This is a genomic window from Flavobacteriales bacterium (assembly GCA_016700415.1).
Classification (GTDB): Bacteria; Bacteroidota; Bacteroidia; order Flavobacteriales_F; family PHOS-HE28; genus PHOS-HE28.
The window spans coordinates 3,284,963-3,311,961 of sequence record CP065018.1; the positions used below are offsets into that span (position 1 = coordinate 3,284,963).

At 61.0% G+C, this 26,999-nt stretch carries 24 protein-coding genes and 2 tRNA genes; 13 read left to right on the forward strand and 13 right to left on the reverse strand.

Annotated elements, in window-relative coordinates; genetic code table 11:
* Positions 1-9 precede the first annotated feature (9 nt).
* From IPP95_13675 to IPP95_13685, 3 genes are all read left to right on the forward strand, one after another.
* The gene (locus IPP95_13675) at positions 10-456 is read left to right on the forward strand and encodes a rhodanese-like domain-containing protein (GenBank protein ID QQS72204.1); all 447 of its coding nucleotides are present in this window, start codon (positions 10-12) and stop codon (positions 454-456) included.
* Positions 457-501: 45 nt separating this feature from the next.
* Positions 502-1,707, forward strand: a complete 1,206-nt coding sequence (locus tag IPP95_13680) for an NAD(P)/FAD-dependent oxidoreductase (protein QQS72205.1) — start codon at positions 502-504, stop codon at positions 1,705-1,707.
* Between the two features lie 74 nt (positions 1,708-1,781).
* Positions 1,782-2,306, forward strand: coding sequence for a YceI family protein (locus tag IPP95_13685; GenBank protein ID QQS72206.1), 525 nt, complete (start codon positions 1,782-1,784; stop codon positions 2,304-2,306).
* 101 nt (positions 2,307-2,407) lie between these two features.
* Here the strand turns inward: IPP95_13685 and IPP95_13690 are convergent, their stop codons facing one another.
* The 4 genes from IPP95_13690 to IPP95_13705 form a co-directional block, all read right to left on the reverse strand.
* Entirely contained in the window at positions 2,408-3,433 is a 1,026-nt protein-coding gene (locus IPP95_13690; protein ID QQS72207.1) for a 1-acyl-sn-glycerol-3-phosphate acyltransferase, read from the reverse strand.
* 132 nt (positions 3,434-3,565) lie between these two features.
* On the reverse strand, positions 3,566-4,354 hold the full coding sequence (locus tag IPP95_13695) for a DUF547 domain-containing protein (protein QQS74280.1): 789 nt from the start codon (positions 4,352-4,354) through the stop codon (positions 3,566-3,568).
* Positions 4,355-4,681: 327 nt separating this feature from the next.
* On the reverse strand, positions 4,682-5,659 hold the full coding sequence (locus tag IPP95_13700; GenBank protein QQS72208.1) for a hypothetical protein: 978 nt from the start codon (positions 5,657-5,659) through the stop codon (positions 4,682-4,684).
* 79 nt (positions 5,660-5,738) lie between these two features.
* Entirely contained in the window at positions 5,739-6,284 is a 546-nt protein-coding gene (locus IPP95_13705) for a TrmH family RNA methyltransferase (GenBank protein QQS72209.1), read from the reverse strand.
* 312 nt (positions 6,285-6,596) lie between these two features.
* Here IPP95_13705 and mutS point away from each other — a divergent pair, with 312 nt between their 5' ends.
* The 5 genes from mutS to IPP95_13730 all read left to right on the forward strand — a co-directional run bounded on the left by mutS (position 6,597) and on the right by IPP95_13730 (position 13,641).
* On the forward strand, positions 6,597-9,260 hold the full coding sequence (gene mutS / locus IPP95_13710) for a DNA mismatch repair protein MutS (protein ID QQS72210.1): 2,664 nt from the start codon (positions 6,597-6,599) through the stop codon (positions 9,258-9,260).
* Positions 9,257-12,247: a hypothetical protein gene (locus tag IPP95_13715; GenBank protein QQS72211.1), complete on the forward strand. Its 2,991-nt coding sequence runs from the start codon at positions 9,257-9,259 to the stop codon at positions 12,245-12,247. The genes mutS and IPP95_13715 overlap by 4 nt, the downstream gene beginning before the upstream one ends.
* Positions 12,248-12,312: 65 nt before the next feature.
* Positions 12,313-12,385, forward strand: a tRNA-Gly gene (locus IPP95_13720).
* A 342-nt stretch (positions 12,386-12,727) separates the two neighbouring features.
* Positions 12,728-12,812, forward strand: a tRNA-Leu gene (locus IPP95_13725).
* 7 nt (positions 12,813-12,819) lie between these two features.
* The gene (locus IPP95_13730) at positions 12,820-13,641 is read left to right on the forward strand and encodes a tRNA glutamyl-Q synthetase (protein ID QQS72212.1); all 822 of its coding nucleotides are present in this window, start codon (positions 12,820-12,822) and stop codon (positions 13,639-13,641) included.
* A gap of 151 nt (positions 13,642-13,792) precedes the next feature.
* Here the strand turns inward: IPP95_13730 and IPP95_13735 are convergent, their stop codons facing one another.
* Together IPP95_13735 and IPP95_13740 are read right to left on the reverse strand one after the other, a co-directional pair.
* Positions 13,793-14,944, reverse strand: a complete 1,152-nt coding sequence (locus IPP95_13735; protein QQS72213.1) for a Fic family protein — start codon at positions 14,942-14,944, stop codon at positions 13,793-13,795.
* Between the two features lie 171 nt (positions 14,945-15,115).
* A complete protein-coding gene (locus IPP95_13740) occupies positions 15,116-15,418 on the reverse strand; it encodes a DUF4190 domain-containing protein (protein QQS72214.1) in 303 nt (100 codons plus the stop codon).
* A gap of 543 nt (positions 15,419-15,961) precedes the next feature.
* Here IPP95_13740 and IPP95_13745 point away from each other — a divergent pair.
* The 5 genes from IPP95_13745 (at position 15,962) to IPP95_13765 (ending at position 21,598) form a co-directional block, all read left to right on the forward strand.
* The gene (locus IPP95_13745; GenBank protein QQS72215.1) at positions 15,962-16,696 is read left to right on the forward strand and encodes a hypothetical protein; all 735 of its coding nucleotides are present in this window, start codon (positions 15,962-15,964) and stop codon (positions 16,694-16,696) included.
* 156 nt (positions 16,697-16,852) lie between these two features.
* Positions 16,853-17,245: a DUF423 domain-containing protein gene (locus IPP95_13750; GenBank protein ID QQS72216.1), complete on the forward strand. Its 393-nt coding sequence runs from the start codon at positions 16,853-16,855 to the stop codon at positions 17,243-17,245.
* A gap of 70 nt (positions 17,246-17,315) precedes the next feature.
* Positions 17,316-18,932 carry a phosphoenolpyruvate carboxykinase (ATP) gene (gene pckA / locus IPP95_13755; protein QQS72217.1) on the forward strand — a complete coding sequence of 539 codons (1,617 nt, stop codon included), beginning with the start codon at positions 17,316-17,318 and terminating at the stop codon, positions 18,930-18,932.
* Positions 18,933-19,013: 81 nt separating this feature from the next.
* Positions 19,014-20,471: a hypothetical protein gene (locus IPP95_13760; protein QQS72218.1), complete on the forward strand. Its 1,458-nt coding sequence runs from the start codon at positions 19,014-19,016 to the stop codon at positions 20,469-20,471.
* 113 nt (positions 20,472-20,584) lie between these two features.
* Positions 20,585-21,598 (forward strand): ABC transporter substrate-binding protein, encoded by a 1,014-nt coding sequence (locus tag IPP95_13765; protein QQS72219.1) that lies wholly within the window; start codon positions 20,585-20,587, stop codon positions 21,596-21,598.
* Here IPP95_13765 and IPP95_13770 read toward each other — a convergent pair.
* The 7 genes from IPP95_13770 to IPP95_13800 all read right to left on the reverse strand — a co-directional run bounded on the left by IPP95_13770 (position 21,592) and on the right by IPP95_13800 (position 26,998).
* Positions 21,592-22,062, reverse strand: coding sequence for a DUF962 domain-containing protein (locus tag IPP95_13770; GenBank protein QQS72220.1), 471 nt, complete (start codon positions 22,060-22,062; stop codon positions 21,592-21,594). The two genes, IPP95_13765 and IPP95_13770, sit on opposite strands and share 7 nt — an antisense overlap.
* Positions 22,063-22,074: 12 nt before the next feature.
* Positions 22,075-22,596, reverse strand: coding sequence for a DinB family protein (locus IPP95_13775; GenBank protein ID QQS72221.1), 522 nt, complete (start codon positions 22,594-22,596; stop codon positions 22,075-22,077).
* A gap of 73 nt (positions 22,597-22,669) precedes the next feature.
* Positions 22,670-23,605 carry a hypothetical protein gene (locus IPP95_13780; GenBank protein QQS72222.1) on the reverse strand — a complete coding sequence of 312 codons (936 nt, stop codon included), beginning with the start codon at positions 23,603-23,605 and terminating at the stop codon, positions 22,670-22,672.
* Positions 23,602-23,925, reverse strand: coding sequence for a tetratricopeptide repeat protein (locus tag IPP95_13785; GenBank protein QQS72223.1), 324 nt, complete (start codon positions 23,923-23,925; stop codon positions 23,602-23,604). Before IPP95_13785 ends, IPP95_13780 begins: the two co-directional genes overlap by 4 nt.
* 103 nt (positions 23,926-24,028) lie before the next feature.
* The gene (locus tag IPP95_13790) at positions 24,029-25,558 is read right to left on the reverse strand and encodes a hypothetical protein (protein QQS72224.1); all 1,530 of its coding nucleotides are present in this window, start codon (positions 25,556-25,558) and stop codon (positions 24,029-24,031) included.
* Positions 25,545-26,450 carry a tRNA (adenosine(37)-N6)-dimethylallyltransferase MiaA gene (gene miaA / locus IPP95_13795; protein ID QQS72225.1) on the reverse strand — a complete coding sequence of 302 codons (906 nt, stop codon included), beginning with the start codon at positions 26,448-26,450 and terminating at the stop codon, positions 25,545-25,547. The genes IPP95_13790 and miaA overlap by 14 nt, the downstream gene beginning before the upstream one ends.
* Positions 26,447-26,998, reverse strand: a complete 552-nt coding sequence (locus tag IPP95_13800; protein ID QQS72226.1) for a hypothetical protein — start codon at positions 26,996-26,998, stop codon at positions 26,447-26,449. Before IPP95_13800 ends, miaA begins: the two co-directional genes overlap by 4 nt.
* Between the last annotated feature and the right edge of the window lies 1 nt (position 26,999).

Consider the following 26,999-nt stretch of genomic DNA (forward strand, 5'->3'; position numbering starts at 1 on the left):
GGTAAGAACATGGCCTGGCTTGGAGCCTTGCTGCAGGTCGTTCCTGCGTTTGTGGCGATGCTTTCATTCGGGACCTTGTACGGTCAGGACACGACCAGCGCGGTTGTTACAGGCACGACGATCACAGAAGAGCCTCGCGATGCGGAGGTGATCACCCCTGTGCGGCTTTCGCAAATGATGGATTCAGCCAAGGTGTATGTCTATGATTGCAATGAACCCGAGATGTATGCCGAAGCCCATGTGCCGGGTGCGGTGCTCACCGTTTATGATGAGGTGACCGAGGCGAGCCTCCCCAAGGACCATCAGGCCATGCTCGTGTTCTATTGCTACAGCCCCGAGTGCCCGGCCGGGACCAATGCGTCAAAGACCGCATTGAAGTTGGGCTATGCGCATGTTTACTCCATGGTGGCGGGGATCACCGGCTGGCAGGATGCCAAATTGAGGACGGAGCCATAAGCGTTTTCGCGGTCCCCAAAGCCCCGCGTCATTCATCTTTGCCCCATGCGTGTGATCGTCGTCGGAGGGGGTGCAGCGGGTTTCTTCGCGGCGATCAGCGCCAAGCAGCACCATCCAAGTGCCGATGTGCTTTTGCTGGAGAAGAGCAATAAGCTCCTCGCCAAGGTGCGTGTCAGCGGTGGCGGGCGCTGCAATGTCACGCATGATCAGCCCAACATCCGCAAGCTTTCGGCACACTATCCGCGCGGCGAGCGCTTTCTGCGGAAGGTGTACGAGTACTTCAGCGTGAAGGACACCATCGCGTGGTTCGCGCAACGCGGCGTTCAACTGAAGACCGAAGCCGATGGCCGCATGTTCCCCATCTCCGATGACTCGGGCACCATCATCCGCTGCCTGATGGACGAGGCCGAAGAGCAGGGCGTGCGCATCGCGTTGCAGTCCGGCGTTGGCGCGATCGACAATGCGACGAACGGATTCAAACTGCGCATGGAAAGCGGAGGCGAATTGCAAGCGGATCATGTCATTGTTACCACTGGCGGCCACCCCAAAGCGGAAGGCTACGCATGGCTGAAGCAGCTCGGCCACACCATCGTTCAGCCGGTGCCGTCGCTCTTCACCTTCAACATGCCGGGCGAGGCGATCCGCTCCCTGATGGGCGTGGTGGCTGACCCGGTGCGCGCGCGCATCATCGGCACAAAATTGGAGAGCACCGGCCCGTTGTTGATCACGCACTGGGGTATGAGCGGCCCGGCCGTGCTACGGCTCAGCGCATGGGGCGCGCGCGTCGTACAGGGCATGGGCTACCGTTTCACATTGCAACTGCACTGGCTCGGCGGAATGGGGGAGGAGGACGTACGCAATGCGATGGCCCAGGAGGATCACCGACGCAAACAAGCGCAGAACGCGAACCACTTCCCGTTGCCGCGCCGGCTCTGGGAATTTTTGCTGGCCAAGGCGGAGATCCCGCTGGAGAAACCCTGGGGCGATGTCGGCAAAAAGGACCGTAACCGCTTGGTGGACCTGTTAACGAACGACCGCTACGCCGTGGCCGGCAAAACCACCTTCAAGGAAGAGTTCGTCACCGCGGGCGGGGTGGCGCTGGAAGAAGTGGACCCGCACACGTTGCAAAGCCGCAAGGTGCAAGGGCTCTATTTCGCAGGCGAAGTGCTGAACATTGACGGCATCACCGGCGGCTTCAACTTCCAAGCGGCCTGGACCACGGGGTATTTGGCGGGCAGGTTAGTGCGATGATCAACTGCTCTGTCGAAGTTGTTCCTTCGCCAGCGGGGCACGAACTTTGTCCCTTTCAGATCAAACCCAAGCTCATGACCTTTCCCCGCCCTGCCCTGCTGTTGTTGCTGCTTCCGTTCCTCACGAACGTGCATGCACAGTCCATTGATCAGTCTGCTTCCAGTATCTCATTCAAGATCGGGAACATGAAGATCAGCAGTGTGAACGGCTCCTTTTCCGGACTGAAGGGCAATGCGGCCTTCGATCCATCTGATCCCGCAAGGTCGAAGTTCGCGGTGTGCGTGGATGCCGCGACCGTGGACACGGGTAACAAGAAACGCGACAAGCACTTGCGCACCGACGATTTCTTCGATGTGGAGAAGTACCCGGCGATCTGCTTCGCCTCCACTTCCGTGGAAAAGGCCGAAAACGGGTTCATGGCAAAGGGGAAGCTCACCATGCACGGCATCACGAAGGATGTGGAGGTCCCGTTCACCTATGGGAACAGGACGCTTACGGGCACAATCACTGTGAATCGGCTGGACTACGGTGTGGGACCGAGCGGAACCTTCATGGCCGGTGACGAGGTGGAGATCTCGATCGTTTGCGTGATGAAGTGAACACGCGGCCCGAACGCTTTCCCGATCGTTAGGCAAGGGCCGGAAGCGATGTTACGGACCTACAGGGAGGTACTGAACTACCGCATATTACCTTTTGAGGACTACGTGATACGGATCGACGGGGCTTCCTCGGAGATCACGTTTCCTGTCCACCGCATGCGGAACGACCGCAACGCGGACAGGCTGATGGGCCCCACGGTGATCATGATCAAGGACCACCAACCAAGGCCGGCGAACACGGCCATTGCCACCAATGCCAACAGCCAGAGCGGGTAGGTCAGGAACAACAGGCCGAACAGCACCGAATCGAAGAATACCGTGCCGCGCGTTTTTCCGGCCGTGAATGCCCGCAAGGGAAAATACCAAGGCGCATGAAGGAGCAGTCCGGCAAGCGCGGGCAGTACCAAAATGATGCGGCACATCGTGCGCAATGCACCCGAACACCGCGAAGTATCGAGCGATCGCCGTGCATCCACGATCGCTGAAGCCTTCAGTAAGCGATCGCGCAACACCGAATTGAATCCGCGCAGGAAAACCGCTTCCGGCCTCACCGGTGTTGCGCTGTGGTCCATCATCTCGCCCGTGCCGATGCACACCTCCATGAACGGTAGATGGTACGTATCGTAGCGCAACCACACCGGAAGCACCCGAACGTCCAAGCCGCTCTGCCAAGCGCGATAAGCGATCCTTGCGGTGCCTTTTCCCAAGGGACGAAGCCCTGATTCGTTCTCCGAGTTCCCTTCGGAAAACACCAGCACGGAGCCGCCATGCTCCAAATCCTCCTGCGCAAGTAGGAAGCTGTCCTCCGTTCGTCTCAGTTCCGCACGTCCGTCGCTCATGCGGTAGATCGGGATCATGAACAATGCGCCCAACATTTTCGCGGCACGCGGGTCACGGAACGCATCACCACGCGCCAGGAAGCGCATGCGGTGGGGCAAGTGCGTAGCGATCACCAAAGCATCGAAGAACGAATTGGGATGGTTGCTGGCCAGCAAGAGCACGGTATCCACCGGTGGCGCGGAACGCACATCCACACGGATCCGCCCGCAGTACAGATACAATGCCGCGCGCACACTGGCTCTCAGCGCCCGGTACATCCACAGTGTCGGATCAATGTCATCCGCCAAAGATGATGCAGTTGCGGACAGGTGGAATTAGTTGCTGGTACAAAGTACCGGGTACTGGGCACAGGGTACAATTCCGCGAAGGTCAACACCCGGTACTCGGTACCTTCTACCCGGTACCCTGTACCAGCACCCTCACTTCTGCTCGTTCAAGCTCCAATCGTAGTCCATGTAGCTCAGGTCCGCCTCGGCGTCCAACTTCACCTTACTATACTGGTTGATGAATTCGATCAACGTGCCGTGCTTCTTGAAATCCCCGCTGAACCAGCTGAAGATCTTGGAGAGTTCCGCCTGGTCCTTGGTGATCTTGTTGTAACGCGGGTTATTGATGAAATTCCGCGCTTGGTCGTCCAATTGCTCCTGCACGCGCTCTCCGGTGAATGCCTCGTTGCGCAGGGGCGGGCAGCTCATGGAAGCGCAGTTGATAGCGAAGTGGATCCGCGGTTCCTCGAATTTCCTGCGCAGCACCTTGTTCTCCACATCGTCCAAGCTGTACTCGGTGTCACCGATCTTGAATTTCGTGCCTGTCCAAACGGTATGCAGCAAGGGCACGCTCAAGGAAGGATCCAGGTCTTTGATGCTCTTCACCGGGTAGTTGTCCACAATGAGCTGCACCGTGAAGGCATTGTACGTATTGATCCAGAAGGCCAATTCGGCGTTCTTGCTCCACGTGTCCGTGGGGGGCGTGCTGCTCAACAGGTCGCAGTAGGCGTGCAATTTTCCCTTTTCCTTCACCAAGCCCTTGTAATCCACCATGCCGTCCTTCACATGGGCCTGGAGCAGCACGTTCCAGGTCTTGTGCAGGTCCACGGGCACGCTCGTCTTAGCCTCGGCACAGGGTGGGCCGTCCATCGGTTCCTCCGGTGCCGAGTTACATGCCAATGCACTGATGAAGGCCAATGCGGTCAGGGGGATGTTCTTCAAGTTCATTCCGTGTGGAGTTCAATGATCAGTGCATGCTGGCCCGGACCGGACAAAGGGTGTGCCACCGCTATCCGGGCCTGCGGATCTTGTTGGGCTTCCGGAGATGTGGTATTTGTCGGAAGAGGACGGGAACCTGACGGTGCGTGCGTGAGGTGTTCATCGCCCTAAAGGGGTTGATGTTCTCTGAAGGCCTGGCCATGCAACGGACCTGCTTGTCAGGGATCGTGCGGGCAGGTCGCTCCGTAACGCGCGAACAAGGTGGCTTTGATGTACAAGCCCCGACGGTGGAGACCATCGGGGCTTGTGCCGGGATCCGAAAATTGCGGCTTAGAACACGATCTTCTGCCTGCGGATCCGCGTGCGGTACTTCTTGTTCTTCGAGCGGTATTTGAAAAGCTTATAGTGTAGCTGTGCTTTCAGAAAGATATAGCCGTCATTGTGGTTCGTGTAGCCCCGTTGTTGGCCGGCAGCCGTTTGGCCGGGGACCTCGCCCAAGCTGGGGTCCGAGAGATAGGCTGCCATGGGGCCGTGCGCGTCCTCGAGTGCTTGGCGGTCGTAGTATATGCCGCTCACATCGTCGATATAATCGGTGAAGGTCTTCGTGTATTGGAGTTCCAGACCGATGGTCATAGTCTTGTTCAAGGCCTTGCGGATGCCTATGCCCATGGGGATGCAGAACTGAGTTAGGGAGTATTCGTCCGCTCCGTCCGGCAGCCCCTGTCCTTCCGTGCCCAGCGGGCGCAATTCCACCCATGCGCCGTCGAACTGGGTCTTCGGATTGAAATGGAAACCGCCCACCCCGGCGAAGACGTAGAGGCCCATGCGGCTCGGTGCCATGCCTTTTACCCCGCGAAGGTCATACATGTGCCCTGGTTGTTCCTGGAAGGGGTGCCATTCCAAACAGAGCTGCGCCTCGATGATGTTCGACTTGAAGCTGAGGTTGCGGTTGTGCCTGAACGTCTCCTGGGTGAGGTTGTCGTTTCCGGCCAGTACGCCATAGGTCCCATTAAAACGCATGGAGACCGCTTTGGCCAGATAGTACCGGTAGCCCAAACTGAGGGCGGGCTTGGTCAGGCTGAACTCCAGGTCCCACACGAAGGGGGAGCCGATCTGGTTCCGACCGCCGAGTTCGCCAAGGAAATTGGTGACACCTATGCCGACGGTGATCTCTTTCCGGTGGGTCTTCCAGTAGCTGGAATTGCGGAAATACTGGGCGTTCAGCACATTCGAGAGACCGAAGCATGCCAAGAGGGCCAATAAGGGGAGGGTGTGTTTGGAGCGCACTTCCGTTTCGATCTGTGCCAAATATAGAGGAAGGAGACAACTACGGGCCACTTCGTGGCACAATCCTTTAACGAAGCACCTGTGGAGGGGTTGCCTCGTGTTAGAGTGTTTTTCCGTTAAATACGGCCCATGCCGCCACGATCCCGGCGCATACGGACACGTTCAGACTGTGTTTTGTCCCGCCCTGTGGTACCACGATCGCTCCGTCACAGGCGGCCACCACGGCCTCGCTCACCCCGTGCAGCTCGTTGCCGAGCACCAAGGCCAACCCTTTTTCCGGGTCCGGGGCCCATTGGGTGATCGCCATTGCATGCTCGGTCTGCTCCACCGCCCATACCTCCCAGCCTTCCGCCTGCAGCTTATGCACCGCGTCCAACGCCGAGGTATGGTGTACCCAGGGCACGGAGAGCGTGGCCCCCAGCGCCGTCTTCTCGATCTCCCGGTGGGGCGGCAGCGGCGTGAAGCCGCACAAGTCCAACCCCTCCAGTGCGAAAGCATCAGCTGTACGGAAGATGGAACCGGTGTTGTGGCGGCTCCGTACATCGTCCAGGATAAAGCGCAACCGCCGCTTGGCCATAGCCTTGTATCCCTCAGCATCCATCCGCCCGAGTTCATCCATGGTCAGTTTGCGGTCAGGCTGCGACATATTTGTGAAAGCTGAAAAGATGAAAGCTGAAAGTTGAAAACGTGACGGCGAGGTTGCGGCCAAATGAAAGGGGAAAAGTTGAAAGCGGGAGCGACAGTGTTATAGTAGGCAGTATGCAGTGGCAGTTGGCAGTCGGCAGGGTGCGTCGGCAGTACTCGGTACTCAATACCCTGTACCCTGTACCAGAAACTCCGATCATCGATCACTACTAAATTCAGATCCGCGTGGATCAGCTCCTTCAGCGTCATCCGCGTTCCATTCGGAAAAGATTAAATTTCGGGCTGCCCGAACGGTATTGCGAACTTCGCGCCGATGACCAAAGCCTCTCCCGCCGAAACACCCTTGATGAAGCAGTACATGCGCATCAAGGCGCAATACCCGGACGCCCTCCTGCTGTTCCGTGTCGGCGATTTCTATGAGACCTTCCTGCAGGACGCCATCACCGCCGCCAGCGTGCTCGGCATCACGCTCACCCAGCGCAACAACGGCACGGGTACCATCGAGCTGGCGGGCTTCCCGCACCATTCCTTGGACAATTACCTGCCGAAGCTGGTGCGGGCCGGCCATCGCGTGGCCATCTGCGACCAGTTGGAAGATCCCAAACTGACCAAGACCATCGTGAAGCGCGGCGTCACCGAGGTGGCCACGCCGGGTGTCTCCTTCGCCGAAGGAGTGGTGGACGGTCGCAGCAACAACTGGCTGGCTGCGATCTGCGGCGAAGGCGAACGCTACGGTGTCGCCTTCCTGGACGTCACCACCGGCGAGTTCATCGCCGGGGAAGGCGACAGCAAGACCATGGCCAAGGCGATCGAGAGCCATGCGCCCGGTGAACTGCTCTTCCCGCGCGGGGCGAAGCAGCCCTTGGTCGCTGAGGAATCCGGGCGCTGGCGCAGCTTTGCGTTGGAGCCATGGGCCTTCACGGACGACTTCGCGCGCGAGCGTCTTTTACGCCAGTTTGACACCGCCGGGCTGAAGGGCTTCGGCATCGAGGAACTGCCCTTGGCCCAGCGCGCCGCCGGTGCCGTGCTGCATTACCTCGGTGAAACGCACCACGACCGCCTCGGCCACGTGCGGCGCATCGCCAAACTGGCGAACGACGGCCATGTCTGGCTGGACCGCTTCACCGTGCGCAACTTGGAGCTGGTGGCCCCGGTGAACGAGGGCGGCCACACGCTGCTGGCCGCCATGGACCGCTGTGAAACACCCATGGGCGCGCGTCTGCTGCGGCGTTGGCTGCTCTTTCCGCTGGTGGATGAGAAGGCTATCGGGGAGCGTTTGGACCACGTACAGGCGCTGTTGGAAGCATCGGTCTTACGGGATGCCATCGGCGACGACCTCCGTGCGGTGGGCGACTTGGAACGCTTGGCCGCGAAGGCCGCCGTGGGCCGCATCAATCCCCGGGAGCTGCTCCAGATGGCCCGTGCCATTCAGGCCGCCGAGCGGGTGCGCGGTGCTTTGGACAAGGCAGGCGGCATTCTAGCGGCTACTGCAAAAGGGTGGATGGTGCCATTGGAAATCGCGGAGCACATCAGCGCGAGCATCGAGCCGGAAACGCCCGTGAACATCCAGAAAGGCGGCGTGATCCGCACCGGCGTGGATGCCGACCTGGATGAATTGCGCCACGTGACCACCCACGCCAAGGAACTCCTGATGGAAGTCCAGCGCCGCGAGGTGGAGCGCACCGGCATCACTTCGCTGAAGGTGGGCTACAACAACGTCTTCGGCTATTACTTGGAAGTGCGCCACACACACCGGGACAAGGTGCCACCGGAATGGGTGCGCAAGCAGACCCTCACCGGTGCCGAGCGCTACATCACCGACGAGCTGAAGGCTTTGGAGGAGCGCATCCTCAGCGCCGAGGAACGCATCCTCGCCCTCGAGGGGCAACTCTATGGGACGGTGGTGGAGCGTGTGTGCAAAGGCATCGGGGAGGTGCAGGCCATCGGTACGGCCATTGCCCGGGTCGATGTCCTGCGCGGCTTCGCTATCAATGCCGCCACGTGGAAATATGCCCGACCGGTGATCTCCCAAGATGCTGTACTGCGCATCCGTGATGGCCGTCATCCCGTGATCGAGCAGCAGCTTCCGCCCGGCGAACCGTACGTGGCCAACGACCTCACGCTGGACCCGGAGAACGCCCAACTGCTGGTGATCACCGGCCCCAACATGAGCGGTAAGTCGGCGCTATTGCGGCAAACGGCCCTCATCGTGCTGATGGCCCAGTGCGGCAGCTTCGTCCCGGCGCGCGAGGCCAACATCGGCATCATCGACCGCGTCTTCACCCGCGTGGGTGCCAGCGACAACCTCACCACGGGGGAAAGCACCTTCATGGTGGAGATGAACGAGACCGCCAGCATCCTCAACAACCTCAGTGCGCGCAGCCTGCTGCTGATGGACGAGATAGGCCGCGGCACCAGCACTTACGACGGCATCTCCATCGCGTGGTCCATCGCCGAGTTCCTGCACGAGCATCCCATGCGGCCCAAGACGCTCTTCGCCACGCACTACCATGAGATGAACGACATGGCGGAGACCTTCCCGCGCATCCGCAACGCCAACGTGGCCGTGCGTGAGGCCGATGGCAAGGTGCTCTTCTTGCGGAAACTCGTCCCCGGCGGCAGCGACCGCAGTTTCGGGATCCACGTGGCCCGCATGGCCGGCATGCCGGAGCAAGTGGTGAAGCGCGCGGAAAAAGTGCTGCACCATTTGGAACAGACCCATTCAGGAGACCTCGGCGAAGACCTGCCCGGTGAGAAAAAGGAAGCAGGCCCCGCAGTGCCCAAGCCCGCCACCGCCAGCCTTGGCCGCGAGCCGCAGCTCAGCTTCTTCCAGCTCGACGACCCTGCGCTCGAAGGCATCCGCGACGAGCTGGAGGCCCTCGACATCAATACACTGACGCCTGTTGAAGCACTGATGAAGTTGAATGAGATCAAGCGGATGGCAGGAGCGGGCCGATCAAGGCTGAAGAAGGCATGAAGCCCGAAGTGCCGGGCACACCGACCTCCGCGGACCGCTGGGCGGAGCGCTGGGGCTGGGCGATCATCGCGGCGGCGGTGCTGTTGGTCTATTGGCCGTTGAGCACCTTCAGCTACGGCATGGTGCAGGGCGATACGCTCGATTGTTGGATGCCGTGGCGCTGGTTCATCGCCTCGGCCTTGCAGGACGGCCACTTCCCGCTCTGGGACCCCTTCGCGCAATCCGGCTATCCGATCTATGCAGACCTACAAGGCCCCGCGTGGTACCCGATGTCCATCGTGCTGGGCGGCACCATCGGCCACACGCTTTACACCTTGCAGGCGCTCTTCCTCGGCTACGTCATCGTGGGCGGCATCGGGATGATGCGCTTGGTCCGCCGGATCGGAAGTGATGCGCGGATCGCCTTGGTCATCGGCCTGGCCTATGCGCTGAGCGGCTTCTTCACCGCGCACGAAATGCACTTCTACGCGGTGATCAGTGCGGCCCTGCTGCCGTGGCTGATCAGCGCACAACTGCGGCTGATCGAGCGGCCTTCGTGGCGACCGGCGGTGGAGGCGGCCATCTTCCAGGGCCTGCTGCTCACGGGCGGAAACCACACTTTTACCCTCATCGGCACATGGCTGCTGCTGGCACTGATCATCGTGTATGCGGTGCGCGCATGGCGCAAGAGCGACCGCGCCTTCGTCTTCCGGTTGTTGCGTTACGAGGTCCTGTTCGCCGTGCTCACCTTGGTCATGGCCGTCGGTACGATCTACGCGTATGTGGAGGTATCTCCTTATTTGGCGCGGTCCGCGGGCATGACCTACAGCGATGCCGCGGTGAACCCCTTCACTTGGCACGCGGCCTGGTCCTACTTCTTCCCTTATGCTGTGGGCACCGATGCGGCCTGGCTCGGCACCGATCCCACCATGGCGAACGGCTATGTGGGCGTGCTGGTGCTGCTGTTCACGGTGCTGGCCGTTTTCCGCAGGCGCACCGTGGTGGAAAATGTGATCGCCGTCTTCGGGATCCTTTGCCTGTTGGCCTCCTTCGGTGCTGCGCTTCCGGTACATCGGGTCCTCTGGTCCGTGGTGCCGGGCTTGGACCTGTTCCGCTTCCCCAGCTATTACCAATGGTTCACCGCTTTGGCCGCTGCGGTGCTGGCAGCGGGCACCCTTTCCCAATGGCCCGCGTTGATGGCCAAGCGGCCGCGCGTGTTGAAAGGCGCGATCGGTATCGCTATTCTGATCGTCGGGGCAGCGCTGGTGCGGGCCTGGATGATGCATACGAGCGAGCCGCCGTTCGGGCAGGGCGATACGGTTTACGAGCAAATGACCGGCCTCTGGCGCTGGCACCGGGTGCTCCTCGCGGCTCCGGTGTCCTTGCTCGCGCTGATCGGGCTGTGGTGGTGGGCCACGGCGAAAAAGCGCCGCTGGTGGCCGTTGCTCCTCCTGGTCTTTATTGAGATGGGCTGGGCTACCACGCTCGCCCAATGGAACACCGCCCTCGGCGACTATTCCCCCGCGATGCTCCAAGGCCGCATCGATGAGCAGCCCAAGGGGCCCGTATGGCCGGAATTGGTGCCGATGGGCAACAACACCGACGGCTCCGCCACGCTGAAGTACATCTGGAAGAACGTCCAGAATTTCGAAGGAAAGCCCTCGCACGACGGCTTCAATTCCTTCTGGCTGAAGGATGCGAACCGGATCGCGGCGGAGGAGCCGGGCCTGTTCGCCGCCATGAAGCTCCAACCCTTGGTCTACCTCACGGACAGCGTGGTGCAGGCGGGGCAGTACGATCCCGCAACGGTGGATCCCGCCAACGACAGCGCACTGGTGGTGCTGGCGGAAGGGGAAGAGGTGAAGGAAGTACTGCGCCATATGCCAAGCGACTTGGTGCAGGTCACCGGCTTCGACCACGATGGCATTTCACTGCACGTGAAGACCGCCCATCCCACCTTCGCCATGCTGCAACAAGCCTGGTACCCGGGCTGGACGGCCACTGTGGACGGTGTGCCTGCCGATATCCTCCGGGCCAACATCGCCTTCTTCGGCATCGTGCTCCCGGCCGGGGAACACGAGCTGCAGTTCCGGTTCGAAAAGCCGGTGGTGCCATGGCTGCTGGGCATTTCGCTGCTTGTATTCCTCGGGTCGTGCTTTCTCCTGGCCTTCACACGCCCCGCGTCCCTTTCCTCCATCATGCTCAAGGTCGCTTTAGTGCTGCTGACCTTGACCATCGGCTGGGCGCTTTTCGCACACCGCCCCAAGGCGGAACGGCTTCCCAGGGCTGTTGAAAGCCTACTGCACCAGATCGATGTAACCAGCCAAAAGGCTCTGCCCATCGTGATCAACACCGGAAGATACCCTGCGCTCGAACAGCTATTTCAGTGGCGCGAGACACATGCACTGCGCGCCGAAAATGCGCAGCGCGCCGGGAAGGTTCTCCGCCACGTGCAACGATACGCGAACACGCCGTTCTGGTGGATGGACGCGGGCCTGCCTGTGGCTCCGGCAGTGAGGGCCGCGTTGTTGCAACATCTTCAGGTGGACACCGTGTTGCGTGCAGATGGTTTCGACGCCGTGCTGCTGTTGCCCGCTGAAGGAGCGCTGGATGCCACCCCGCTTCACGACGGTTCCAAGGAAGGTGGCGAATGGCTGGACCAAGCCTCTCCATGGACCGCGGCCTATCGTGTGCCGACCTCCGAACTGTTGGCCCTTGCTCCGGGCTCGCTGGTGGTGCAGGTGGCCTACCGGTCCCAAGGAGCGTCGGAACCCTCCATCGTCATCGAGCGGCGCCGGGGCGACCGCATCACCGATTACGAGAGCTTTCCCCTTCCGCACGGCGGCACCGCCGATAGCCTCCTCACCGCCTGCGTGGTGCGCAACCTGCGGGAACTGCGTCATGCCGACGAGGTAGTGGGCGTCTACGTTTGGAACAACGGTCCGGACAGCGTTCAGGTACGGGAATTCAAAGTGGAACGCACCGGCCGCGACCTCTCCCGGTGGTGAATTTGCGGGCGTCAATTACCCGCTGTTGCACCGATCATTAAGACCGTTATATTTGCAGCCCTCAAGCGAGAGTAGCTCAGTTGGTAGAGCACGACCTTGCCAAGGTCGGGGTCGCGGGTTCGAGTCCCGTTTCTCGCTCAAAAGTGCCCTTCATTTCGGAGGGCATTTTTTTTGCTTAGCTGCGAACGCAGTATCGCGGGCCTGCCTACCGCAGGTAGGTTCGAGTCCCGTTTCTCGCTCAAAATGCCTTCCTCCACGGGGAGGCATTTTTGTTTTAGGGCTTGCGGTGGCGGTAAGCGCGATGCATGCGCTCACCCGAACACCAAAAGCATTTCTCTGCGTCTCCGCGCCTCTGCGTCCAATTACCGATCACCATTCACCGATCACCATACCTCTATCAGCGGAGATCCGCCCTTTCAGCGTTATCTGCGTTCCAACCTGCATTCCATCCTCCACGATTGCGTTCATTTGCACACCCCCGCCCGGGTGGTGAAATGGTATACACGAGGGACTTAAAATCCCTTGGTCCGTAAGGGCCGTGCGGGTTCAAGTCCCGCCCCGGGCACTCTTCGATGCACACCCGTATCGCCCCAACCCCCAGCGGCTACCTCCACGCGGGCAACGGCGCGGCCTTCGTGCTGGCGTGGAAGCTGGCACGGGAAGCGGGCGGAAAGCTCCTCCTGCGCATCGACGACCTGGATGCCGAGCGCGTGCGGCCGGAGTACGTGGAGGACATCTTCGAGACCTTGCATTGGTTGGGCGTGGACTGGGATGAAGGTCCTGGGAATGCGGCGGAACTGAAGAGCAGATGGTCGCAGCATTTTCGCATGGCGCGGTACATGGAGTTGGTGGATCAGCTTCGCGAAGGCGGTCATCTGTATGCCTGCGCCTGTTCCCGGAAGGAGATCCAGGACCGCACCGGCTCCGGCGACTATGATGGCCATTGTCGCACGCTGGGTCTGCCCTTCGATCATCCGGACTGCTCGTGGCGGTTGATGTTGCCCAACACCGGCAAGGTGGTTTGGCATACTTGGCCGGACGGGAAGCCACATGAAGCTGCATTGAATATGCCCGACCCGGTTATCCGGCAGCGTAACGGCCGACCCGCCTACCAGATCGCCTCCTTGGCGGATGATGTCCGCTTCGGCATCGACATGATCGTAAGGGGCGAGGACCTGCTGGCTTCCACGGCGGTACAACTGCACTTGGCCGGTCTGCTCGGCCTGGAAGCGTTCCACAAAGCGTTCTTTCTACACCATTCTTTGGTCTTGGACCCACACGGAGCGAAACGCTCAAAATCCCATGGGGCGGATTCCTTGTGGGCGGCGCGGAAGGCGGGTGAGGACCCGATGGAAATTCACCGGTTGGCTGACGAACTTCTGCGGGTAGGTTGACATCTTTGTAAATTCCTGATTCCTGATTCCTGATTCCTGATTCCGACAAGCCTCTGCGTCGGCGGACGGAATCAGGAATCAGGAATTTGCGGATCAGAAAAATCCCATGCCCCGGTTCAGGGTCTCGGACTGTTTGTAAGCCAAAATTGAATTAGCTGTCCATCGCAAATGGCCGCACGGACAAGGTGCGGGCCTGAACGGCACCTCGGCTGCGCTCCACCAATCCGAGTTCCTCCAACTGGGCCAGGTCCCGTTGCAAGGTCTTGGCGTTCAAGCGGGCGTAGGTCAACGCTAGTTCCGGGGAAAGTTGCGTGACGGTGGCTGTGGGCACCTTTCCGCGCTGGTCCTGTAGGCTGCGCGCCAAAGCTTGAAGGCGCTCCCCGTTCACTGTGGCGGCGGGGTCCACCATGGTCCGAAGTTCCTCCTGTGCCATGATGCGGTATTGAGCCTCGGAGACCTCGTTCAACAGCGCTTTCGCACCGTCCGCGAAGCCCCGGACCATATAAGCGATGAAGGGGACCACGTCGCCGTTGGGCACTGCGGCCTGTGCCACCTGCCGGGCGTACTCGCTGCGGGTAGCGGCGGCGTGGACGGTCATGCGGTGGGCGGCGGGGGCGGGGATGCCCGCGTTCAAAAGCAATTGGAACTCCACGAGCCGGGCCGTCCGGCCATTGCCCTCAGCGAAGGGGCGGGTCCAAAGCAGGTAGAGGTGGGTGAGCACGGCCCGGACGATCGCGAAGGCCATGCGCTCTTCCTCATGCTCCGGCTGGAACAAATCGCTTTCTCCCCAAGCGTTCAGCCGCTCCATCATCGGTCCGATGTCCTCTGGCAGGACGTTGCCCTCCGTGTTACGGTCACGCACCGATCGGTAATCCCCGGCTGCGGCACCGGTGGCGGATGGGATCTCCTTCAGCACTTGGGCGTTGAGCACCTGGATGGCCCATGGACCGGTATCCCGGTCGCCGGCCTTGGCCCGTGCCTCGGTCCATTGGACAGCCTTCACCAAGTTCCGCATTTCGCGCTCGAGGAAGACCTGCGAAGGCGGCAGATGCAGGCTGCCCTCCAGCAGGCGGTCCACTTGGTCTTCGCTCAAGCTGTTGCCGGCCAAAGAAGCGTTCGCCACGATGCCTTGGAGCATGGCCACGTAGCTGGTCAAGCTCCCTTCTTGAGGCGGGAGTGCGGCTTCGCGGAGCTGTTGGCAGGCCGCCGTGGCCTCCCCGAGCAAGAGCCAGACCGGATAGGGAACGTTACGCGGGTCCCAACGGAAGCTCAACCAGGGATGTGTCTGCTCATAAGTCCGCATGAATGTCCAAAGATGGACTCATTGCATAGCGTTGATAAACGGGATGATACTGATGTTTTGAACAAGTATATGTCCGTGAAGATGTCCCTAATTCAGTCCACATCAATATCTACGCATAAAATCGCGGGATCTGAGCGCCTGAAAGCGACAAATATGCGTTGGGTCACCGGTTCAGGCGGCCCAGATGATCACCATGATGCTGAAGAACATCGCTGCCCCTCCCAAGATCATGGCAGCTAGGGCAAAACCCTTTCCACGGTCTTCGCGGTCGCGGCATTGGCGGGCTGAGATCAGCCCCAGGACGAAGGCGACCACGCCGCCGGCGAGCAGGATGAAAATGCTTTGTGAGGCAATGCCCACCACCACGGTTGCGATAGCGATTGGGAGGGAAGCGATGGCCTTGGCGTTCCAACGGTGCTTCTCCGGGGTATAGTAGGAGGTGGTGTCCTGCACGGATACGGAAGGACGATCCATGGTGCGGAACATCGCATTGGTTTCCATAGCTGAGATGCCCGGTCCGGATAGCGCATCGGTCGAACTCTGGAGTGGGCCGCCGGATGGGGCTGCGGTGGGGACTGCAGCGGACAGCGGCCCTTCGTTGCCCGATCCAGTTCCCCGTTCCGTGAAATGTTCGTTCACAAGAGCTTCTTCTTCTGGAAGGACGGATGCCGATGTCCCCGCCCGGTCGCGGAGATGTTCTTTCGGCACGGGGCCTTGCTTCCGAAGCCAGGCATATTGTTGCGCCTGCCGGGGTCCCGCACAGCCCACGGACAGACCAAGGAGGAGGGTCAGAAGAAGATCAGTCCGGCGTTGCACGGCGAAATCTACCCGGAAGAGGCGAGCGCCCGAAGGCGGGTAACGCAGGTCTTCAACCGCGGGCCATGGACAACCGCACCGAGGGTAGAGTAGACCTCCAATACGAGCTGCCGGGACTTTTCGCCGGAAAGCCGTCCCCATGGCCGAACTTTGGCCCCGGCGACCGCTGTGTAGGCGGGCGGCCCAATGATGAACATGCGCTTGCGTGCCTCACTTTTCCTTCTTCTGGCCCTGCTCGGCCTGCGTAATGCCCATGCTCAGCTTGGCGTCACCACCTTCGGCTTACAAGTGAAACCGGTGATCCCTTTCAGCTTTTTCGAGCCGGTGAGCAACTTGCAGCTGGAGCACCTCAATTCCACCCTCACGCTCACGGGTGGTTTTGCGTTCGGGATGACGGTGCGAACGGGGATCACCAAGGCCATCTCATTTGAGGTCGGCATCGACCAGATCACCCGGCGGTACGACTTTGCCATCGCCAACGACACCAATGGCTACTCAGACTCCGGCAAACTCCGCTTCGTGGGCTATGAAGTGCCCGTTACTCTGCTGGTATACATCCGGTTGGGGGAGCGCACGTGGATGAACAACGCCTTGGGCGCCAGCGTGGACTTTTATCCCGGGGACGCGAAGAAGGAGTTGGAGTATGCGCAGGCCTACTATTTCCGCCGGAACTGGGCCCAAGTGGGCGTGGTGGGGAATATCGGCGTGGAGTACCGCACGGAGAAGTCCGGCTATTTCTACCTCGGTGCCACCTTCCACCGTCCGTTCGGCGAAATGGCCAAGGCCGATGTGACCTGGTTGGACCGCTATACGGGCTTGACGCCGTACCGCATGAGCACCTTCCTCAGCGGCAGCTACCTCACGGTGGACCTGCGCTATTATTTCCACGAGGACCCGGACAAGGTCAAAGTGCGCAAGAGCCGGCGGCGCCGATGACGTGGGCGCGGTTTGGGAGGTGCAGGAATTTATGGAGGTGAGGGAGGCGAGGGAGGTCAGGGAGGTAATGGATGTGAAGGAGGTGAAAGGGCGGACCATGTTGGACAGGTTCAAAGTCCTTAGCCAACTTTGCACGCTTCAACGAACGAAGGGATCATGAACGAGCGGACATTGGCCTGGGCATCGGGCATCTTATTGCTGGCCGTGGCCTTGGGCGCTTTCGGCGCGCACGGCATACAGGACCACGTGGATGCACAGGCCTACCACAACTGGACCACGGCGGCCCAATACCAGTTCTACCACGGCTTGGCCCTGCTTGGCTTAGCGGCGCTGGAAGGGCGGCTGGCCTCACGTCTGGTGAGCTTCGTGCGTATCATCTTTCTGGTGGGCATCCTTTGCTTCTGCGGTTCGCTTTATCTTTTGGCGGCGCGGGATATCCTTGGTATCCAAGGGCTTGTCAAGGTGCTGGGGCCGATCACCCCGCTGGGCGGACTGATGTTCATGGTAGGCTGGGGAGCGCTCCTGATAGGTTCTTTCCGGAAACCTTGAACTGATGCCGGTCACCCCCCTAATAAGGCCGTGAAGTACATTTGCACCTCCTAAATCGAACACTACGAAGATGAACGAGTTCGGAACGAAACCGAAGAACGCCGACCTGTCCAAGATCGGTCTGAAGAACTTGGGTGACACCTATTGGAACCTGGAACCGGCCGAGCTGGTCGAGCACACCATCGTGAACGGCCAGGGCGTGCTGGTGGACAGCGGTGCCTTGGCGGTGGATACCGGTGAATTCACCGGGCGCAGCCCCAAGGACAAGTTCTGCGTGAAGGACGGCACCACGGAAAACACCGTGTGGTGGGGCGAGGTCAACATCCCCATGGAGCCTGCCACCTTCGAGCGGCTGCGCGAGCGGATGGCCGCATACATGATGGGACGCGACTCATATGTTCAGGACGCTTATGTCTGCGCCGATCCCGCCTTCCGCCTGAACCTACGCTTGGTGGCGGAGCTGCCTTGGAACGCCCTTTTCGGGAACAATATGTTCATGCGCCCCACGCGCGAGGAGCTGGCGGACTTCATGCCCGAATGGAACATCATCTGCGCTCCGGGCTTTCTGGCCGACCCGAAGGTTGACGGTACGCGCCAGCACAACTTCGCGGCGGTGGACTTCACCCGCAAGATGATCCTGATCGGTGGCACCGCCTATACCGGCGAGATCAAGAAGGGCATCTTCAGCGTGCTGAACTTCATCCTGCCCCAGGACCGGGACGTGCTGAGCATGCACTGCTCGGCCAACATCGGCAAGGACGGCGACACGGCGGTGTTCTTCGGCCTCAGCGGGACCGGCAAGACGACCTTGAGCGCCGACCCGCAGCGCCGGCTCATCGGCGACGACGAGCACGGCTGGGGCAAGAACGGCGTGTTCAACTTCGAGGGCGGATGCTACGCGAAATGCATCGACCTATCCCAGGAGAAGGAACCCGAGATCTGGGACGCCGTGCGTTTCGGTGCCTTGCTGGAGAACGTCGGCTTCGAGGAAGGCAGCCAGACCAAAGTTGATTTCAGCGACAAGAGCAAGACCGAGAACACCCGGGTGAGCTATCCGTTGGAGCACATCGAGAACCATGCAGTACCCAGCATGGGAGGCCATGCGAAGAACATTTTCTTCCTCACCTGCGATGCGTACGGCGTACTGCCTCCCATCAGCAAGTTGACCCCGGGACAGGCGATGTACTGGTTCCTTAGCGGCTACACCGCGAAGGTGGCAGGTACCGAGGCCGGGATCACCGAGCCGAAGACCGTGTTCAGCGCCTGCTTCGGTGCGCCCTTCCTGCCGTTGCACCCCACCAAGTACGCCGACATGCTGGGCGAGCGGATGAAGGAACATGATGTACACGTCTGGTTGGTGAACACCGGCTGGAGCGGCGGCGCGTACGGCACCGGCGAGCGCATGAAGCTTCGCCATACCCGTGCGATGATCACTGCAGCCCTGCGCGGGGAACTGGAGAAGGTGGAGTATGCCAAACATCCGGTCTTCGGGGTGAACATGCCGAAGAGCTGCCCCGAAGTGCCGGCCGAGATCCTCGACCCGCGCAACACTTGGAAGGACAAGTCCGGATACGATACGCAAGCGGACCAACTGGCGGAGGCCTTCCAGAAGAATTTCGACAAATACAGGAAGAACGCCAGCGACGAGATCATTGCCGCCGAGCCCAAGTCCCGTGTGAAGGCCTGATCTTTCCCGGCCCGACTTTTGAATGCCCGTTCCTACCGGTCCGGGCATTCTTAGTTTTACCGACCAGCGAACCAGTGAAGGATGATCAAGTGGAGGTTATTGACGACGGTGGGGGCGCTCATTGCCTTTCTGGGGCTTACGGCCCAGGACGATCCGCAGGCGAAGGTGAATTACCCCGAAGACCTGCGGGAGGATTTTTCGATCATCCGCCAGACGTTCGAGCAAGCGCACCCGGACCCCTACAGATACCTCAGTAAGGCGGAGTTGGACCGGTTGTTCGATGCTGTCGCGGCCTCGTTCACCGGCCCGTTGACGGGAGAGGGCTATATCGCGGCCACGCTGCCGGTGTTTACGGCCGTCGGTGATGCGGGCACCCTGCTTGCCCCTCCGGCCCCGCTGGCCGAGGCCTACGAGCACACCGTGCCGCTGATCCCGTTCACCGTGGCGGTGATCGGTGGCCGCCTTTACTTGGATGAAGAACTGAAAGGCTTCCGCAGCCTGCCATCGGGCTGTGAGCTGCTGCGGATCAATGGTCTTTCGGCCACCGATCTGTTAGCGAAGATGAGGAGCGCACAGGTGGCTGAAGGAGCCGACACCACCTTGCTGGACCGGAGCATTGAGCGGGATTTCCCCGTGCTGTACCGGCGCTATGTGGAACCTGCGGAGAAGTTCGACATCACCTTCAGGGCCGGTGACGGTACCACAGGGGAGAAGGAACTTTTCGGGCTCACCAAGGATGAGATGCGGCAGACACACACGCCCAAAGGTTATGACCTGCAGCCGTGGCGCATGGAGGAGCTTCCAGGCATCCGGGCCGCATGGCTCACCTTGGGCACCATGGACAAGAGCGAGTTGGAGCGCCAACGGATCACCCCGGAACGCTTCCTGAACAATGCGATGGAAGCATTGCGCAAAGAGGATGTGTCCACGTTGGTGGTCGATGTGCGGGGGGCCGGCGGCAACGACCTGGGTCTCGCCGAGCAGGTGTTCGCCATGATCGCGCAGGCCCCTTACAGGGTGGTCAAGTCCATATCCATTCGCAGCGGCCGGGTCCCGGACTCGTATCGATATGCCGCGCCGGCCCCGGATTTTTTCGCGTCCGTAGGGGCCATGTACCTGCCAGAGCTCAAGGGCAGGAGGGAGTTGAAGCCGGACGATCCGCGGTTGATGCTTGTTCAACCTGTGTCCAATGCTTTCCAAGGCAAAGTGTACGTGGTCTGCGACGGGCTCACCACCGGGGCCGGTGCTGCTTTTGTCATGCTGGCCAACCGCAGTGGCCGGGCACGCACCGTCGGGGAAGAGACCGGGTCCAACGCATCGAGCTTTTGTAGCGGTGAGGTCCTTGAAGTCACGCTACCACGCAGCGGTTGCATCCTGCATGTGCCTTTGAAACGCTATGTTCCGGAAGGCACACCGGATGGGCCGATGGACAGGGGGGAGATGCCCAAGTATAAAGTGCCGCAACGTCCTGAGGACCTGCCCCAGGGAACGGATTCCGTGCGTGAGGCGCTGGTCCATCTGATCACCGAGATGCAATGAGGCCTTGTGCCGCCGGTGTGTTCTTCATCCCGGTCATCTTCATCTTATTTCTCACGTCGGGTTGCGGTCAGGTAGAGAAGCCTTCCGGATCGGAAGGTTGGAGGCAGGAACCGATGCACCATGCCCGGTTCTTCCAGATCTGGGAGCGCGGAAGCGACCGCATGCTGCTCACCTTCGGTCCCGGGGGAAACACGGACACCACCGGAGTTTTCGTGCAGGCAGGAGACTCGTTGGGACCGCGATCTCCGTCAGGCGCTGTGTCCTTCAGGAAACCCTTGCAACGAGTGGCTTTGCAAAGCACCACGCATGCTTCCTTCATCACCATGCTGGGCTGTGCCGATGCGGTGGTGGGTTGTGCCCACACCGGGCAATTGCTCGATGAAGCGCTGGTGGAAAAGGTCCGCGCGGGCGAGGTGAAGGAGATCGCCTCCGCGGACGGTGTGGACCGCGAGCGGATCTTGATGCTCGCACCGGACGCGCTCTTCACCTATCCCTACGGTTCCGGCGATAAGTCACTGTCGAACGGTGCCGTGCCTGAGGTGCCCGTAGCGGAATACCTCGAAGAGCATCCGCTGGGCCGTGCGGAATGGTTGAAGGCGTTCGGCGTTCTGCTCGGTCGTGAAGCATTGTCGGACAGCTTGTTCGCGGGCATCGAGGAGCGGTATGAGAAGGCCAGGGCTTCCGTTCCGGCGAAGGAGGCGAAGCCTTTGGTGTTCTTCGGGAGTGCATGGAAGGGCACTTGGTCCGTCCCGTCCGGCAACAGCTATATGGCCCGCTTGATCGGTGATGCGGGAGGGCGGTATCTTTTTGCGGACCGGAACGCCACGGGCAATATCGATATAGATCTGGAGACCGTGCTGCAGGAGGGAGCGAAAGCGGACCGGTGGGGCCGGATCCTGGTCCAGGACGGCCCGGTGACCGCAGCGGACCTCGCTGGCGATGATGCACGCATCCTTCAGCTTCGCGTATTCAAGGAGCACGGTTGCTTCTATGCCAACAGCGCCCAGAGCGATCTTTTCGGCCAAGCGGTGCTCGAGCCGGACGTGGTGCTGAGGGACCTCGTCCGCATCTTCCACCCGGAGCTGGAAAAGAAGCCGGAGCCCGTGTACTACAAGCCGGTTCAGTAGCGGACCTGCACCTTTTTCAGCAGCTTGGCCAAGAGCCAGGCGGGGCCGATCAACAAGAACTGCAGGTCTTTCAGGAAGCTCGGCTTCTTGCCTTCAATGTGGTGCCCGATGAACTGGGCTATCCATGCAACGACGAACACCACGATGCAAATGGCCCATAGCGGCCACGGCGCATGCCCTTCCAACCATTGTGAAGCACCCAAGCACAGCGACGCGAACACCGCCATGCCGACGAACAGAAAAAGGGAATGGCGGATGTAGAAGATGTAGAGGGCCAGCAGGGCCAAGTTCACCACGGGGATCGGCCCCAAGTAAGGGACCGGGATGCTGGGGATACTGGTGAGCAGGCCCACCACGGAAAAGAAGATGAGGGGTACTGCGGTCCAGTGGATAGCGACGTTCACCGGGTCGCGGTGGCTTTCGCCGTATTCATCGAACCACTGTTGGATGGGGCGAGCCGCCATGAGTCTTTGTTTTCAGGAAAGATAGCGTTCGCGAACAATGCGCAGGTGGTGCTCGGAATGGCCGGCGATGATCCAGCCTAGCGCGGGGACGGTGACGTGCTTCCCGTTCGCGGTGCCGCTGCGGCCGAGCGCCTCGGCGTCGAAGCTTTCGAACAGCTCCACGGTGGACCGTCGTACGGCTTCCAGTTCACGCATGATGTCCTCGATGTCCCTACGTCCGGTGCGCGCTTCTGCCTGGTACGCGTCCTCGTCCATCCCCGGCAGGTCGGCATGTTCGTTCCGCGCGATGCACAGGGCGCGGTAGGCGAACACTCGCTCCGTATCGATGATGTGTTGGAAGACCTCCTTGGTCGTCCATTTGCCCGGTGCATAGCGGTATTCCCAACGGTCGCCGTGCACCAATTCCCGGGTTTTTAGTTCCTGTTCGGTGGCGTGGCTGAGCGCCGAAGCGAGGTCCTCGCCTTGGGCAGCAAGCAAATACGCACCGTGATAAGCCGGAAAATCACCGGGTCGAGGTCTTTCTATCCTGTTCATGCTGTGAAGGTATGCGTCGGCTCATTGCGAAAATGCTCACTCGTTGTTGGCCTCCGCCGCGGTCCCACAGTGGTCAACGCGTGATCTCCACCGCCTGTACCTCCGGCGCTCCCACCACTTCTTTCAGCACGGTGAACCAGCCCCGGAACGTGCGCCACCAATTGGCCTTGGTGCAGTGGGGATCCGTCAAGGAAACGACGCCGACCGCCACCGAGGGGCCGCATGCCGCTTGGAACAGATCGCGTGATCGCCGGGCATGGACGCCCACGGTGGCCACGTCGAAAGCGGTGATGCCGTCCTTCCCGGCCTGCTCCGCGAAGGCGTGGGCGTTGCCCCAACTACGGCTGCGCGGTCTGCCGAAGGCGGGCACGGCGGTGATGCGGTCAGGAGAAAGGCCGAGTTCGATCAGTTGGTCGCGCGCGGACTGGGCATAGGTGGGCCAGGCGGGTCGCGACGGCGTGTTGGGGAATGTGAATTGGGAATTCCGCTGCAAGAAATTGATATTCTCCTCATTGATGGACATGTGCCCGACGAAGATCTCGGGCGTGCCGGGGTCCATGTGGATCGTCCAGGCCTCTACTCGGACCCGGGTCACCGCGTCTGGAAGTATGGCCTGGTACAGGTTCGGTCGGGGCGTGACGGGCATGTCCAGTAGGGTGTCCCTGTCGGCGATCAGCCGAAATCCCGCGCCGTTGGTCCCGCTGACGTCGATGGCGACGGTTCCCTGTTCTGGATCGTGGAGTTCCACGTCAACACCTTCGCCTGAGCTGAGATAGTAGGCGAACACGCGAACGGTACCGGTGGTGTAGATGTGTGCATAGGCGCTGTCCTGTGCCAGCTGAGCCGCCTCCTGAAGTGCTACGGGTTCCATCCAGCCCTCCACCACAAGCACTTCCCCCCCGGAGGGCCGGTTGATCGCGAGGAAAGGATATGCCTCCAAGATGATGGCCGTAAGCACGACCAGCGGCCCCGCCAAGAGCCACCAGAAGATCCTTCTTTTTCGCTTCATGCGTCCTCCTCCAAGCTGCGCATCAAGGCCTGTAGTTCCGATCTCGCCTTTCCATCGCCGGTCACGAAACATTGGAGGCCACCCGCCCGGCACGCTTCGATCGCCTCCTGCACGCGGCCAAGGTCCGCCAGCACCATGGCCAATTGATAGTAGCAGGCGATGTAGCCGGGGTCTTCGCGCAGCAGCGTTTCCAAGTCCGTGGCCGCTCCCTCCATGTCGCCTGCCCGCTTCCGCTCCAGCGCGATGGCATAACGGAGGAAAGGATCGCCCGGCTCCTCTTCCAGCATGGATCGCAATTGGGCGAGACGGTTGTTGGCCATGGATGGACAGTCAGCGGGTGCCTGATATTTCCCCGTTTGCCGCGCAAACCTACAATGCCGGGCGCGGGCTTGCGGAACGTGGTCCTGTGACGTCAATACTCCTTCAGTGTCCACCCAGCCGCGCCAGTTTGGCCATCAATGAGTCCACCGGAAGACCAGCTCCGACCACGAGGTGCAACATGGGGTCGCCGGTTCCGACAGCCGTCACATTGAGCCCTCCGTCACTGGCCTTGGCCCAGAACTCCGGGTCCCCGTCCACCACCAATATCCTTTCCCGGTGCAGCTGGGACTCCTCTTCTACACGCCATGCCCGCCTGTCCCCACCGGGCATGTATGTGAGGGGCAACCCGGGCTCGCAGACCGGGCAGCCCATGTACAGGAAATAGGCCTGCCCTGCGTTGGAGGCACGGACCACGACGATCACATCCGCTGAGGTCTCCCGGGCATACCGCTCCAGCATACGGCATCGTTCGCGCAGGGTGGACACCTTTTCCATGTAGATCGGAGCGCCCTTGGGATCCGAAAGAGCTTCCGCCCAGACCATGGACGCGCGTTCGTTGCGCAGCGTGAAGGTCACCACCGAGGCCAAGGCGATGGTGAGCATGAAGGCTGATCGCAGTCGCCCGAACGGCCCCAACTGTGCTATGGCCCAGCCTAGAAGGAGGGGGACGGCCAGGAACATCCGCGACAAGGGGAACAGAATGGACATGGTGCCGTCGTGGATCTTCGCAAAGCCGAACGAGATAAGGATGGTGAGCAAAGCAGCGACGATGGCCCAAGCGGCGGTATTGTTGCCTCTCCGGAACAACACCACCATGAGGCCGGCGAGGAGCCACAGCACCAGATGCCCGTTCGGCCACCAGAGCGGGCACAGCCACGCGAAATGGGCGTTCAGCCGGGAAAGCGCCTCCGGGATGAGGCTTGCATGAAAGACCATTCGCCAGTCGAAGACGGTATGGGCCACCTGCTCGGGCCGTGCGGAATAGAAGTGCATCGACCACCACGAGAACAAGAGGACCGGAAGCGCCCCACATCCGGCCCAAAACCATTGGCGGTGATCTTTTGCGGACCGGAGCAGGAAGAATGTGCCGAACGCCGCCACGCCCACCAAAGCGTTCATGTTCACGAAAGCGGCAACGGCCAGCACGGCGCCGATAAGGGCGGAACGTTTTGCCGAAGGGTGCATACCCGCCACCCAAGGGTAGAGCGCGAGAATGGCGAGGCCGTTCAGGTTGGTGAACTGGAGCCCGTGCTCCACGGGAAGCAGGACGGGAATGGCTGCGATAAAAATGGCGGCAACAAGGTTTGCGCGGCGGTATTCGAACAAGGCGAACGACCAAAAGGGCAGCATCGCAAGAACCGCCATAACCACGGGCACTGCCACGATGGGATCGGCACCGAGGCGTACAAAGGGTGCGGCCAGCAAGGCTTCCAGCATCACGCCATAATCCTGGCCATAGAAGAACGGCTCGTGGAACACGCCTTGTGCGTAGTCCCTGGCGGCCGTCCAGACCACGGTAAGGTCATCGCTGGCATAGCCGATGGTGATGGCCAGCAGATGAAACCGGTCCAATATGCCGAGCAGGACGACACCCCAGAAGACGGCCTTGGCGGCGCGGTCAGAGCGATCCATGGATGAGTTGCTTGATCCGCTCCAGGTCTTCAGGTCCGGCCCACTTCCACGCCTTTTCCCGTCGCAGCCATGTCATCTGCCGCTTGGCGTAGTTGCGGGTATGCTGCTTGATCAGCTCGATCACTTCCTCGCGGGAAAGCTTACCGTCAAAGTGCTCGAAGAACTCGCGGTAGCCCACGGTGCGTAAGGCGTTCAACTCACGGTGGGGCAGGAGGGAGCGCACTTCTTCCTCCAGTCCGTCGGCGATCATCTGGTCCACCCGGGCATCGATGTTGGCGTAGAGTTCAGTGCGTGGCACGTCCATGGCAATGCGCAGCACCCGGATGTCCGTGCGTTGGCGATGGCCCTTGTGCTGGGCACTGAACGGTTTCCCGCTCACTATGCAGACCTCCAAGGCACGGATCACCCGTTGCGGGTTGTTGCGGTCGATCACGGTGGAAATGGTGGGGTCCAAGCGGTCCAGTTCGGCGAGCAGGTCCGGGAGTCCGTGCTGTTGGAAGCGGTGCTGCAATTTTTCGCGCACGGCATGGTCCGCCATCGGCATCGGGTCCAGACCGTTGCAGAAGGCATCGAGATAAAGGCCGCTGCCGCCTACGAGCACCGCGATGCCGTGATCGCCCAATAGCTCCTGTAGAACAGGTTCAGCCTGCCGCGCGAACTCGCCCGCGCTCCATGTTTGGTTCAGCTCCAAGTGGCCGAGAAAGTGGTGCTTCACGCCCAGCAATTCCTCTTCCGAGGGCCGCGCCGTCCCGATGCGCATGGCCCGGTAGAACTGGCGCGAATCCCCGCTGATCACCTCGGTGCCGAAGTGCTTGGCCATGCTGGCCGCAACTTTGGTCTTTCCGCTCGCCGTGGGGCCGCCGATCACCACCAGCAGGCCGTTGGCGCTCATTGATACTCCTCGCCAAGGTCGTCCACGCTGCCGCCGTACATGTCGTCCTCGTCGTCGCCCTCCTCCTCGGAATAGTGGTCGTGATCCTCGGCCTCGGAAGCGTCGAACGGATCCTCCTTCAGCAGGTCGTTCCGCGAATGCTCGTCCGGTGCCTTGCCCACGCTCATGGAAACACGGGGATAGGTGAGGGCGGGGTCGGGATCGCCGGTGGCGATGCGTTCCACCAGGAACATCCACATGTGCAGGAAGTCATAGGCGTACACAAATCGCTGGTCAGGGTCACGGATGTGGTCGCCCACCTCAACCTCGTGCATCAGCAGTGGCACTTTTCCTTCCTCCGCAAAGCCCATGTCCGCCAACGGGACCTCCGTGCCTTTGCTCCATTCGGCATCGCTCACATAGAAGCACGCCATTTCATCGCCCTTGAACCCGAAAGCCTCCTTGATGGCCTGTTGAAACTCCAGGAAAGTCTGGCCGGAACCGATCTCGATGTCTCGGAACGCCTCGCTTTCGTCGTCGATCAGTACACGGAACCGGTAGATGAGCATG